This window comes from Citrobacter sp. A316, assembly GCF_002042945.1.
Taxonomy (GTDB): Bacteria; Pseudomonadota; Gammaproteobacteria; order Enterobacterales; family Enterobacteriaceae; genus Citrobacter; species Citrobacter portucalensis.
Genome location: NZ_MVFZ01000015.1, coordinates 25966 through 39151, shown reverse-complemented (window position 1 = coordinate 39151; position 13186 = coordinate 25966). Strand labels below are relative to the sequence as shown.

The 13186-nt window shown below is 52.8% G+C and carries 9 protein-coding genes and 3 tRNA genes; 4 read left to right on the top strand and 8 right to left on the bottom strand.

Features of this window, described 5'->3' with window-relative positions; genetic code table 11:
- Window positions 1-11: 11 nt before the first annotated feature.
- Window positions 12-473 (bottom strand): tRNA (adenosine(37)-N6)-threonylcarbamoyltransferase complex ATPase subunit type 1 TsaE, encoded by a 462-nt coding sequence (tsaE, locus tag BZK41_RS17920; RefSeq protein WP_008786002.1) that lies wholly within the window; start codon window positions 471-473, stop codon window positions 12-14.
- On the bottom strand, window positions 445-1992 hold the full coding sequence (gene nnr / locus BZK41_RS17915; protein WP_079939041.1) for a bifunctional ADP-dependent NAD(P)H-hydrate dehydratase/NAD(P)H-hydrate epimerase: 1548 nt from the start codon (window positions 1990-1992) through the stop codon (window positions 445-447). The genes tsaE and nnr overlap by 29 nt, the downstream gene beginning before the upstream one ends.
- Here nnr and queG point away from each other — a divergent pair.
- Window positions 1991-3130, top strand: a complete 1140-nt coding sequence (queG, locus tag BZK41_RS17910; protein WP_079939040.1) for a tRNA epoxyqueuosine(34) reductase QueG — start codon at window positions 1991-1993, stop codon at window positions 3128-3130. The two genes, nnr and queG, sit on opposite strands and share 2 nt — an antisense overlap.
- 269 nt (window positions 3131-3399) lie before the next feature.
- On the opposite strand, the gene BZK41_RS17905 is transcribed toward queG, so the two are convergent.
- The 4 genes from BZK41_RS17905 to orn all read right to left on the bottom strand — a co-directional run bounded on the left by BZK41_RS17905 (window position 3400) and on the right by orn (window position 4551).
- Window positions 3400-3475 (bottom strand) — tRNA-Gly (locus BZK41_RS17905).
- Window positions 3476-3512: 37 nt separating this feature from the next.
- A tRNA-Gly gene (locus BZK41_RS17900) sits at window positions 3513-3588 on the bottom strand.
- A gap of 156 nt (window positions 3589-3744) precedes the next feature.
- Window positions 3745-3820 (bottom strand) — tRNA-Gly (locus BZK41_RS17895).
- Between the two features lie 185 nt (window positions 3821-4005).
- Window positions 4006-4551 carry an oligoribonuclease gene (gene orn / locus BZK41_RS17890; RefSeq protein WP_020996267.1) on the bottom strand — a complete coding sequence of 182 codons (546 nt, stop codon included), beginning with the start codon at window positions 4549-4551 and terminating at the stop codon, window positions 4006-4008.
- A 105-nt stretch (window positions 4552-4656) separates the two neighbouring features.
- Between orn and rsgA the strand changes: the two genes are divergently transcribed.
- The 3 genes from rsgA to mscM all read left to right on the top strand — a co-directional run bounded on the left by rsgA (window position 4657) and on the right by mscM (window position 10102).
- Window positions 4657-5709, top strand: a complete 1053-nt coding sequence (gene rsgA / locus BZK41_RS17885; protein WP_172313226.1) for a small ribosomal subunit biogenesis GTPase RsgA — start codon at window positions 4657-4659, stop codon at window positions 5707-5709.
- 92 nt (window positions 5710-5801) lie between these two features.
- Window positions 5802-6770 carry an archaetidylserine decarboxylase gene (gene asd / locus BZK41_RS17880; RefSeq protein WP_003830511.1) on the top strand — a complete coding sequence of 323 codons (969 nt, stop codon included), beginning with the start codon at window positions 5802-5804 and terminating at the stop codon, window positions 6768-6770.
- Window positions 6771-6787: 17 nt separating this feature from the next.
- Window positions 6788-10102, top strand: a complete 3315-nt coding sequence (mscM, locus tag BZK41_RS17875) for a miniconductance mechanosensitive channel MscM (protein ID WP_079939038.1) — start codon at window positions 6788-6790, stop codon at window positions 10100-10102.
- A 94-nt stretch (window positions 10103-10196) separates the two neighbouring features.
- Here the strand turns inward: mscM and yjeM are convergent, their stop codons facing one another.
- On the bottom strand, window positions 10197-11699 hold the full coding sequence (gene yjeM, locus BZK41_RS17870; protein ID WP_079939037.1) for a glutamate/gamma-aminobutyrate family transporter YjeM: 1503 nt from the start codon (window positions 11697-11699) through the stop codon (window positions 10197-10199).
- Between the two features lie 214 nt (window positions 11700-11913).
- Complete coding sequence (epmA, locus tag BZK41_RS17865; protein WP_079939036.1) at window positions 11914-12891, bottom strand: elongation factor P--(R)-beta-lysine ligase; 978 nt, start codon at window positions 12889-12891, stop codon at window positions 11914-11916.
- Window positions 12892-13186 lie beyond the last annotated feature (295 nt).

Genomic DNA, 13186 nt, shown 5'->3' with positions numbered 1-13186 from the left:
CACCCTTAAGGTTAATCGGCTAAACGCGCCAGCAATAAATCACCTGATGAGGAGACTGCGCTTACACGCGCCTCTCGACCTTGCGCCTGGTATTCAATGTGTATTTCGACGTCCGGGTCCGGCAGTACACCTTTACCTTGTTGCGGCCATTCCACCAGGCAGATGGCATCATTGGCAAAATAATCGCGGATCCCCATAAATTCCAGCTCCTCCGGGTCCGCAAGTCGGTATAAATCGAAGTGATATACCATCAAGTTATCGAGTGAATAGGGTTCAACCAGCGTGTAGGTGGGGCTTTTTACATTACCCTTATGACCTAACGCCTGCAGAAATCCCCGGCTGAAGGTGGTTTTACCCGCCCCCAGGTCGCCGTACAAATATATAACCGTCGCACCGTCACAGGCTTTGGCTACCCGAAGTCCCAGGTCTAAAGTCGCCTGCTCATCAGGTAGTGGAATTACTCGATTCATCATGATAAACGTCAATCACATCAGGGTTAACAATACGCTGTAGCGTGGTAAAGAGATCTGTCGCCAGCATGCCGCGCGTACCAAAACGCGCCGCCAGCACATCCGCCGCCGCTCCGTGCGCAACACATCCCGCACATGCTGCATCATACGGGGTAAGCTTCTGTCCGAGCAATGCGCCAATAATACCGGAAAGCACATCCCCCATTCCGCCGCTGGCCATCCCGGCATTGCCAGTATCAATAATACCCAACTCCGCCTGTTCAGCAGCAACAACCGTACCCGCGCCTTTCAGCACCACCACGCCTCCGTACCGTTTTACCAGACGTTGTGCACAAAGTAAGCGATCGTCTTCAATTTCTGCAATGGAACAACCCAGCAGTCGCGCGGCTTCACCTGGATGCGGCGTGATCACGCGATTGTGACGTTTATCGGGGTTGATTGCCAGCAGGTTCAGCGCATCCGCATCCCAGAGCATCGGTTTGCGAAAATTCTCCACTTTTTGCAGCGCTTTTTTGCCCCACTCCTGCTGACCAAGCCCGGGGCCTATCACCACTACATCTGCCCATGCCAGGCTCTCTTCCAGCGTTTGCGGCGTCAGCGCATCGACCATCAGTTCCGGTCTGGCTGTCAAAATAGGTGCAATGTTTTCACTACGCGTCAGCACTTTGACCAGACCGGCACCAGCACGCAGCGCGGCTTCCCCGGCCATGCGTATTGCGCCTGCCGTACCGTGGTCACCACCGATAATCACCAGCCGACCGTGGGAGCCCTTGTGTGAGGTGGGTCGACGCGGCGTTAGCCAATGTGCAAGTTGTTGAGCATCAAAACGTTGCAATGGCGCGTTCTGCCCCGCCAGCCAGTCGTCCAACCCAAGTGCGTTAACATGCAGACGCCCGGTGACATCGCGCGCTTTACCGGTGAGCAGGCCCGGCTTGAGTGCAATAAAGGTAATGGTATGCGCTGCGTTGATGACCGCGCCCGGCGTCGCCCCCGTCTGCGCCAGCAGGCCAGAGGGAATGTCTATCGCCACGGTGGGGGCTGAGTGAGAATTGGCACGTTCAATCAATACTGAGAGAGGCTCACGCGGCGCATGTTTTAAGCCAGTGCCGGTCAGTGCGTCGATAATAACGTCCACGTTATTTGGCCAATTGATATCAGCCGCGTGAATGACGCCACCCGCGTTAAGCCAGGCATCACGTGCCTGCTGCGCCTCCTCGGGGAGCGGTTTATCACTCTCCTGCGCCAGCAAAGTGACTTCAAGACCCAGCGCTTTGGCAAGTCTTGCCACTACGTAACCATCACCGCCGTTGTTGCCATGACCGCATAGCACCAGCCAGTGCCGGGCGTTCGGATAAGCCTCACGAGTGACCTGAAACGCCGCCTCTCCCGCCCGTTGCATCAGTTCGTACAGCGTAAGCCCTGAACTGTCTGCCGCCTCTCGCTCCATCCGCCTGATGTCATCGGCGGGCCAGATGGAGTGTGGTATACTTGCGGGGTTTTTCTTCATTGTATGGTCCGTCATGTCAGAGCCCCTCGATCTCAATCAGTTAGCGCAAAATATTAAGCAGTGGGGGCTGGAGCTTGGCTTTCAGCAGGTCGGTATTGCCGATACCGACCTCAGCGAAGCGGAGCCCAAACTGCAGGCCTGGCTGGATAAACAATACCACGGCGAGATGGACTGGATGGCCCGTCACGGCATGATGCGCGCCCGCCCTCACGAATTATTGCCCGGTACGCTACGTGTCATCAGCGTACGTATGAACTATCTTCCTGCCAATGCAGCCTTCGCCAGCACGTTGAAGAACCCTTCTCTGGGTTACGTCAGCCGTTACGCGCTTGGCCGCGACTACCACAAGCTGCTGCGTAACCGCTTAAAAAAGCTGGGAGAGATGATTCAACAGCACTGCGTTTCGCTGAATTTTAGACCTTTTGTCGATTCTGCGCCCATTCTTGAGCGTCCGTTAGCGGAAAAAGCCGGGCTTGGCTGGACAGGTAAGCACTCACTTATCCTCAATCGCGAAGCCGGTTCATTTTTCTTCCTCGGGGAATTACTGATCGATTTACCCCTGCCGATCGACCAACCGGTAGAAGAAGGATGCGGGAAATGCGTTGCCTGCATGACCATCTGTCCCACCGGGGCCATCGTTGAGCCCTACACCGTAGATGCGCGCCGCTGTATCTCTTATCTCACTATCGAACTGGAAGGCGCGATCCCGGAAGAGTTTCGTCCATTGTTGGGAAATCGAATTTACGGCTGTGATGATTGCCAGCTCATTTGCCCGTGGAACCGCTATTCACAGTTGACGGCAGAGGATGACTTCAACCCGCGCAAGCAGCTTCATGCTCCGGAGTTGATAGAGCTATTTAGCTGGAACGAAGCGTGGTTTTTAAAAGTCACGGAGGGGTCTGCCATTCGTCGTATTGGCCACCTGCGCTGGCTGCGAAATATCGCCGTTGCGCTGGGTAATGCTCCCTGGGATGAAGCCATTCTGCACGCACTGGAAAGTCGCAGAGGTGAGCACCCACTTCTCGACGAACACATAGACTGGGCGGTTGCTCAGCAAATCGAGAAGCGAAATGCCTGCGTAGTTGAGGTTCAGTTACCGAAGAAACAACGTTTGGTTAGGGTCATTGAGAAAGGTCTGCCGCGCGACGCTTAAGTCATCCACAGCTTGTGTATAAAAATAAAAACACATTGATATTCAAGAGGGAAAAAATCGTCAAGTGATCGCACTAACAATTTGAAATGATAATTAATGCAGTAATTTCAACTGGTTAAAATGATACTATTCACCCGGCGAAGTTTTTTGCATTACGGGAATAATACCTGATCCTGTGGATAAGTCTGTTTACAATAGTATGTCAACGACGAAACAAAACGTCCCCAACGCGATTATTCGTTGTGGATATTTTTATTGGGGTAAGAATTTGGAGCGGGAAACGAGACTCGAACTCGCGACCCCGACCTTGGCAAGGTCGTGCTCTACCAACTGAGCTATTCCCGCTTGGGTGTGTCTGTGCTTAATAAGCACTTTCAAATTTTGGAGCGGGAAACGAGACTCGAACTCGCGACCCCGACCTTGGCAAGGTCGTGCTCTACCAACTGAGCTATTCCCGCATAATCTTCGTCTTTCGAACCGCTACTGCGTTGGCTGCCTTCATTCGCCTGAGTCACTTACTTTAGTAAGCTCCTAAGGACTCATTCAGTTGCCGCCTTGTCGCAATTCGAAATTCTGCGATTGGTGGTCTGTGCTTAACAAGCACTTTCAAATTTTGGAGCGGGAAACGAGACTCGAACTCGCGACCCCGACCTTGGCAAGGTCGTGCTCTACCAACTGAGCTATTCCCGCAAATTTGTTGCTGTCGTAATTCGCATTTCTGCGTCGTTACGGGAGGCGCATTATACGAGAAATCCGTTTAGCTGCAACCCCCCTGAAAGCGTTTTTTTCGAAAATTCGTTCAAGTGATTAATTTACAATCAAGCTGAACAATTTAGCGTCAAAAACCCGGTGACGCAAGCCACCGGAGAACAAAATCAAAGATTAATAAAATGTTCGCGATAGTAAGCAAGCTCAGCAACAGATTCACGAATGTCGTCCATCGCCTGATGTGTTCCCTGCTTGGTGAAGCCCGCAAGGATTTCCGGCTTCCAACGACGCGCCAGTTCTTTGAGCGTGCTGACGTCCAGATAGCGATAATGGAAATACGCCTCCAGCTCCGGCATGTATTTAAACAGGAAACGACGATCCTGACCGATGCTGTTGCCACAGATAGGTGATTTCCCTTCCGGAACCCACTCTTTCAAAAAAGCCAGCGTGGCCAGTTCAGCTTCACGATCGCCCATGGTGCTCGCCTTCACGCGCTCCACCAGCCCGCTACCGGTATGTGTACGTACGTTCCAGTCATCCATTAATGCCAACTGTTCGTCGGACTGGTGCACCGCAATTGTCGGCCCTTCAGCCAGAATATTCAGATTGGCATCCGTCACCAGCGTGGCGATCTCAATAATGCGATCGCGCTCGGGATCCAGACCTGTCATCTCCAGATCGATCCAAATCAGGTTGTTTTCATTGGCACTCATGCTATTTTCCACCCTTCAGCGTCACATTCAGTGTGACTACATTGATCTAAAATTGTGTGTATCATAAATGTTTTGCCCATCATGGGCGACCAGGAGCCAGTCCGATTGAGTAAGAATAAACTCTCCAAAGGCCAACAGCGCCGTGTGAACGCCAATCACCAGCGTCGTCTTAAAACGTCCACGGAGAAGCCTGACTACGACGACAACCTGTTTGGCGAAACCGCTGAAGGCATCGTTATTAGCCGTTTTGGCATGCATGTCGACGTAGAGTCTGCTGACGGTGAAATTCACCGCTGCAACATCCGCCGTACCATTCGCTCGCTGGTTACTGGCGATCGCGTAGTCTGGCGCCCGGGTAAAGCGGCAGCTGAAGGCGTGAATGTCAAAGGTATCGTTGAAGCGGTACACGATCGTACCTCGGTACTGACACGCCCCGACTTTTACGACGGGGTAAAACCCATTGCCGCCAACATCGACCAGATCGTTATTGTCTCAGCCATCTTACCCGAGCTGTCACTTAATATTATCGACCGGTATCTGGTAGCCTGCGAAACGCTACACGTTGAACCGATTATCGTGCTGAATAAGATCGATCTGCTGGATGATGAAGGCATGGCCTTCGTTAACGAACAGATGGATATCTATCGCAACATTGGCTATCGGGTGTTGATGGTATCAAGCCGCACTAAAGACGGCCTGAAACCGCTTGAAGAAGCATTAACCGATCGCATCAGCATTTTTGCCGGTCAGTCAGGCGTAGGTAAATCCAGCCTGCTCAATAATCTTCTCGGCCTGCAGGAAGAGATCCTGACCAACGATGTCTCCGACAACTCCGGCCTTGGACAGCACACCACCACGGCCTCTCGCCTGTATCATTTCCCGCACGGCGGCGACGTTATCGACTCCCCTGGCGTACGTGAGTTCGGACTGTGGCATCTGGAGCCGGAACAAATCACGCATGGCTTTGTCGAATTCCATGACTACCTGGGCCATTGCAAATACCGCGACTGCAAACATGATACCGATCCAGGCTGCGCTATCCGTGAGGCTGTAGAACAAGGGGGCATAGCCGAAACCCGGTTTGAAAATTATCACCGCATCCTGGAAAGCATGGCGCAGGTAAAAACGCGTAAAAACTTTTCTGATACAGACAACTGACAACTAAGCTAAGCATCGCTAGAATCGTCCCCCTTTTTTCAGGATCCGGCCCACATGCCGGATCGGGAACAAATTATGGCCTGGAGGCTACCTTGTTAAACTCATTTAAGCTTTCGCTACAATACATTCTGCCGAAACTATGGCTCACTCGCCTGGCGGGTTGGGGTGCGAGCAAACGAGCGGGATGGCTGACCAAACTGGTTATCGATCTGTTCGTGAAATATTACAAGGTCGATATGAAAGAGGCGCAAAAGCCGGACACCGCCAGCTATCGCACCTTTAACGACTTCTTTGTTCGCCCACTGCGCGACGATGCACGCCCGATTAACACTGATCCAAACGTACTGGTCATGCCCGCTGACGGCGTGATCAACCAGTTAGGCAACATCGAAGAAGACAAACTGCTGCAGGCTAAAGGGCACAGCTATACCCTTGAAGCGCTGCTGGCAGGCAACTACCAGATGGCGGATAAATTCCGCAACGGTACGTTTGTAACCACTTACTTATCTCCACGCGATTACCACCGTGTACACATGCCGTGTAACGGTATCCTGCGTGAAATGATGTATGTGCCGGGCGATCTCTTCTCTGTAAACATCCTGACTGCGCAAAACGTACCGAACCTGTTTGCCCGCAACGAACGTGTAATCTGTCTGTTTGATACCGAATTTGGCCCGATGGTGCAGATTCTGGTCGGCGCGACCATCGTCGGCAGCATTGAAACCACATGGGCTGGCACCATTACCCCTCCGCGTGAAGGCGTTATCAAGCGCTGGACCTGGCCGGAAGGCGAAAGCGAAGGGTCGGTGGCGCTGCTGAAAGGTCAGGAAATGGGCCGCTTTAAGCTCGGTTCCACCGTCATCAATCTGTTCGCACCTGGCAAAGTTAACCTGGTTGAGCAGTTGCAGGATCTTTCCGTGACCAAAATCGGCCAACCAATGGCCATCTCGACCGAGACTTTCGTGACGCCAGAGGCAGAACCGGCCCCGCTGGCAAAAGAAGAGATCGAAGCAGAACACGATGCCAGCCCGCTGGTTGACGACAAAAAAGACGAAAGTTAAACATAGGAATCGCTGCTGTGCGCCTGATTATCACTTTTCTGATGGCCTGGTGCCTCAGCCTGGGGGCGTACGCTGCGACGGCCCCCGATGCCAAACAACTCACCCAGGAACTGGAGCAGGCAAAAGCGGCAAAACCCGCTCAGCCAGAAACCGTCGAGGCGCTCCAGTCCGCGCTGAATGCCCTTGAGGAGCGTAAAGGCTCTCTCGAGCGTGCCCAGCAATATCAGCAGGTTATTGATAACTTCCCCAAGCTGTCCGCAACGTTACGCGCGCAGCTTAGCAACCTGCGCGATGAACCGCGCAATGTGCCAACCGGGCTCACTACCGATGCGTTAAACCAGGAGATCCTCCAGGTTAGCAGCCAACTGCTGGAAAAGAGTCGTCAAGCCCAGCAGGAGCAGGATCGCGCCCGGGAAATCGCCGACTCGTTAAGCCAGCTTCCTCAACAGCAAACCGATGCCCGCCGCCAGCTCAATGAGCTTGAGCGACGCATTGGTACCGCCAACGGCAATTCCGCGCAGAATCAAGCGATGCAGGCTGAATCCGCCAAACTTAAAGCCCAGGTCGATGAACTGGAGCTGGCGCAGCTTTCCGCCAATAACCGTCAGGAACTGGCGCGTATGCGCTCCGAACTGGCGGAAAAACAGAGTCAACAACTCGACGCTTACCTGCAGGCTTTGCGCAATCAACTCAACAGTCAACGTCAGCGTGAAGCCGAGCGAGCGCTGGAAAGCACCGAACTGCTGGCGGAAAACAGCGCGGGACTGCCGGAAGGTATTGTCGACCAGTTCAAGGTGAACCGCGAGCTGTCTCAGGCCTTAAACCAGCAAGCACAGCGTATGGACCTGGTCGCCTCGCAACAGCGTCAGGCCGCCAGCCAAACGCTGCAGGTGCGTCAGGCATTAAATACGCTGAGAGAGCAGTCTCAGTGGCTTGGGGTTTCAAATATGCTGGGAGAAGCGCTGCGAGCGCAGGTATCCCGTCTGCCGGAAATGCCCAAACCTCAGCAACTGGATACCGAAATGGCGCAGCTTCGCGTGCATCGCATGCGCTATGAGGACCTCCTCAACAAACAGCCGCAGCTGCGTCAGATTCATCAGGCCGATGGACAACCGCTGACCGCTGAACAGAGCAGCATCCTCAACGCCCAGCTACGCACCCAGCGTGAGCTGCTGAACTCATTGTTACAGGGCGGTGATACGCTGATCCTTGAGCTGACCAAGCTCAAAGTTTCCAACAGCCAACTGGAAGATGCGCTAAAAGAGGTCAATGAAGCGACGCACCGCTATCTGTTCTGGACGTCAGACGTTAGCCCTATCTCGCTCTCCTGGCCTGTCGACATCGTTCAGGATCTGCGGCGTCTGATCTCATTAGATACGTTTAATCAGTTGGGCCAAGCCAGCATCATGATGCTGACCAGCAAAGAAACGCTGCTACCGCTGTTCGCGGCGTTGGTGTTAGTTGGCTTTAGCCTCTCTTCGCGCAAACACTTCACCCGTTTCCTTGAACGCTCGTCCGCGCGGGTCGGGAAAGTCACCCAGGACCATTTCTGGCTGACAATACGCACGGTATTCTGGTCAATACTCGTCGCTTCACCGTTGCCAGTGCTGTGGGCAACGCTCGGTTACGGATTGCAGGAAGCCTGGCCTTATCCGTTGGCTGTCGCGATCGGTGATGGCGTTACCGCCACGGTGCCTATGCTGTGGGCGGTAATGATCTGCGCCACCTTTGCACGCCCCAATGGTCTGTTCATTGCTCACTTTGGCTGGCCACGGAACCGCGTCGCGAAAGCCATGCACTATTACCTGATGAGCATCGGGCTGATTGTCCCGCTGATCATGGCGGTGATTATGTTTGATAACCTCAATGACCGGGAATTCTCTGCCTCACTGGGACGTCTGTGCTTTATTCTGATTTGCGGTGCGCTGGCGGTCGTAACCCTGAGCCTGAAACGCGCCGGGATACCGCTGTACCTCGATAAAGAGGGCAACAGCGATAACATGGTCAACAGCATGCTGTGGAATATGCTGATGGGCGCGCCGCTGATTGCTATTCTCGCCGCGGCAGTAGGTTATCTTGCCACGTCACAAGCGTTGTTGGCGCGTCTGGAAACGTCCGTGGCGATTTGGTTCTTATTACTGGTGGTTTACCACGTCATCCGCCGCTGGATGCTGATCCAGCGCCGCCGCCTGGCGTTTGACCGCGCCAAGCATCGACGCGCTGAAATGCTGGCACAGCGCGCGCGGGGCGAAGAAGAACCACCGCATTCCACCAGCCTTGAAGGCGCGATTGACGTTGATGAAAGCGAAGTGGATTTGGATGCTATCAGCGCGCAATCGCTGCGCCTGGTGCGCTCAATCCTGATGCTTATCGCCCTGCTCTCGGTCATTGTACTGTGGTCAGAAATTCATTCCGCTTTCGGCTTCCTGGAAAACATCTCGTTGTGGGATGTGACCTCCACAGTGCAGGGTGTGGAAAGCTTAGAACCAATAACGCTGGGCGCGGTGCTTATCGCGATTCTGGTATTCATCATCACCACCCAGTTGGTGCGTAACCTACCCGCACTGCTGGAGCTGGCGCTGCTGCAACATCTGGATTTAACTCCCGGCACTGGTTACGCCATCACCACCATCACCAAGTATCTGCTGATGCTGATTGGCGGTCTGGTTGGCTTCTCGATGATCGGTATTGAATGGTCCAAACTGCAATGGCTGGTGGCGGCTCTTGGTGTCGGTTTGGGCTTTGGTTTGCAGGAGATCTTCGCCAACTTTATTTCCGGCCTGATTATCCTGTTTGAAAAACCAATCCGCATTGGCGACACGGTGACGATTCGCGATCTTACCGGTAGCGTGACGAAAATTAATACCCGTGCCACCACTATCAGCGACTGGGACCGCAAAGAGATCATCGTGCCCAACAAAGCCTTTATCACCGAACAGTTTATCAACTGGTCGTTATCCGATTCCGTTACCCGTGTGGTGTTAACCATCCCGGCACCGTCGGAGGCTAACAGCGAGGAGGTTACGCAGATCCTGCTGACTGCCGCACACCGTTGCTCGCTGGTTATCGATAATCCGGCACCTGAAGTCTTCCTGGTTGACCTGCAGCAGGGGATTCAAATCTTCGAACTGCGTATTTATGCCGCTGAAATGGGGCATCGCATGCCGCTGCGCCATGAAATCCACCAGCTGATTCTGGCAGGCTTCCGCGAGCACGGTATTGATATGCCGTTCCCACCATTCCAGATGCGTCTGGAGAGCCTCGGCGGTAAGCAAACAGGGAGAACGCTAAGTTCTGCGGGCAGAGGCAGTCGCCCGGCGGGAAGTTTGTAGCGCATGATGTTGGCAAGAAATGCCGGATGGCGACCCGTTGGGTCTTATCCGGCCTACGAAGATGCTTCTTTGTAGGCCGGATTAGGCAGGTCGTTTATTCCACCGCCCACTCAGGCTCGTTAGCCATGCGGCGGCTGTAGTTCTGATAAATCGCCATCGCCAGCAGTGAGAAGAAGATCGGACCGCCGGTCATCCACAGTGCGCTGTTCCAGTCCCCGGCTTCAATCACCGGCTGGATGATGGTGAACACGTTGGCAAACGTCACCACCAGCACGACCACACCCGTTGCCAGCAGCGTCGCTGCTCGGGTTTTAAAGACCACAAACGGCCTTTCCAGACCCGGACGGGATTTAAAGAACGGAAACGCCAGCGCCAGGAAGAGATACGGCAGCGTCATCGAGACGTTCGCCATCAGCGTCAGTTTGTTATAGAACGCTGAAGCCGTATCGCCACCAAATGAAACCAACAGGATAAACAGGCTCACCAGCAGGCATTGTAACCACATTGCCGTCGTCGGCATCCCTACGGCATTCAGTTTGGTCATCGGTGCGGGCCACAACGCCTTCGGCGTGCCCTGAATAATCGCTTTCAGCGGTGAGTAGCTGAGGGTGAAAAAAGCGCCGGTATAGGCAAGGAACATGGAAAGCCCGGTAATACGTGCAAACCATACGCCCATCACCATTGCGGCATCAGGGGAAAGATGCAGCGCATTACCCAACGTCATTCCGAGGCTTTTCATCAGGATATAAGTAATATTCCCGAGGTTAACTGAGCTATTACTTAATACCTGCTGCCAGTTGGTGCTAACGCCCCATAAAAAGATGGCCAGTGAATAACCAACAGAAATGACAATAGCGGCAAAGACAATGCCTTTAGCAAAGTTCTTTTCTGGTTTTTCTGTTTTATCAACCAGTCCACCCACAGCTTCAATTCCGCCATAAGCAAAAATAGCAAACACAACAAATGACAACATAGCCAGCCCGGACTGATATCCCGGATTAGGCGAGGAGATGAAATTAATATCCTGTGCAAAGTGGCCACCAGTTAATAACAAAATAGCGACACTCACTAACAACAGAACTAAATTAAGACACATTACGGCAATTCCACCTACAGCCGTAATACGCGCAATCTTATTAATACCCCGGGAGGCTACGCAGGTCACCAGAATCATCCAGCCGACGGCGAGCAGTCCGACAACCTGCGTAGGCTCAAGCCCCGCGACACGCCAGTGCTGCGTCATGTCTGCGCCAAACAAGAAGGTTGAAAAAGGTACCCAGACTTTCGCCGCAGTACTTACCATCCATATCACATAAGATGAAAACCACATAAACGTGCCGATAAACGCATAGCGCGGTCCAACGCTATTATTCATCCACGAATAGATTCCACCCTCTTCTTTCCGATAGGCAGAACCCATTTCCGCCATCATTAAAGCAAATGGAATAAAGAATAATAATGCAGAAAATATATACCACGGAATCGCGCTATACCCCATTAAATAGAACGCGGAGGGGCTATTAGCAAAACCGAAAACAGACGTAAATATCATGAGAATGAGACCTATCAGGCTCATCTTTTTTATTGTTTGGGTCATTAAACCATCCCTTACTCTGGCAAGCGTTTAACAAATGCCGCTCACCGGTTGGCACTGCTCTCTTTGCAGAGTTCAGCGATAAAAAAATCAACACAGAATTGATACCTAAACGATATCAAATATCCAGGTGTAAATTGTGGCTATTAGAGGGGAAATGAAAAAATATGCTACAAAGTGGCGATTAAGTCGCCACTTTGTATTGCAGAAGAGTAAATTATGCGCGATCGACGGTGAATGCGATAACCTCGGCCAGGCTCTCTGCGCCCAGCGCCAGCATCACCAGACGGTCAACGCCCAGCGCCACGCCTGAGCAATCCGGCATGCCCACTTTCAGCGCTTCCAGCAGGTTGGTATCGATAGGTTGCTGCGGTAAGCCTCGTGCGGCTCGTTTGCGGTTATCCTGTTCAAACCGTTGCTGCTGTTCGCGCGCGTCGGTCAACTCATGGAAACCATTCGCCAGCTCAATACCTTTGTAATAAACCTCGAAACGTTCAGCCACGCGGTGATCTTCGGTACTGATTTGCGCCAGTGATGCCTGGCTGGCCGGGAAATGATACACAAACGTCGGTTTGTCTTTACCAATATGCGGTTCAACGCCCATCGTAAACAGCAATTGCAGTAAGGTGTCCCGGTCTTCTTCGGTATCGGCAATATTGCTGAGATCCAATTTCGCCGCTGCTTCCCGCAGTTGGGTTTTATCCGCAGACAGCGGGTCTATCTCCAGATGACGCTGGAAGGCCTGCTGGTAAGAAAGGCTTTCCGCAGGTGAACAGTCCAACACCTGCTGGAGCAGGTCATCCACTTCATTCATCAGGCGATACATATCGTAATGCGGACGATACCACTCAAGCATGGTGAATTCAGGGTTGTGATGACGCCCCATCTCTTCATTACGGAAGCTGCGGCACAATTGATACACCGGGCCGCATCCTGCCACCAGCAGGCGCTTCATATGGTATTCAGGGCTGGTCATTAAATAGAGATTCATTCCCTGGGAGTGTCCAGGGCCGACGAAACGCGTTTCGAACGGGAACAGATGGATGTCCGTTACCGTTGCCTGACTCATACAAGGGGTCTCAACCTCAAGCACGCCACGATCGGCAAAAAAGCGGCGAATCTCCGCTATAATTGCTGCACGTTTCAACAGATTGGGGATGGACGCGCTCGGCTGCCAGGTTGCCGTTTCGCTCATGGTTGTTTCTCCGATTTAAGACAAGGGCACGAAGTCTACTCGTATCGCGCTAACGAGACAAATTTCAGGCAGCAGTAATCAGCGCTGGCAATTGGATAAAAAAAGCGACATAGGGTGGTTTAGTAATTAAATTAATCAAATTCAATGATAATTCCCCCCTGTGACACGCTAAAAAAATCGAACACGTCAAATTTCCCGCACATCCCTAAGACTATACTATTGTACCTATAAAGGAGCAGTGGAAACGCGTTCATAACCTGTTTGAAGCCGATGAAGCATCTGATTTCAGGCAGGG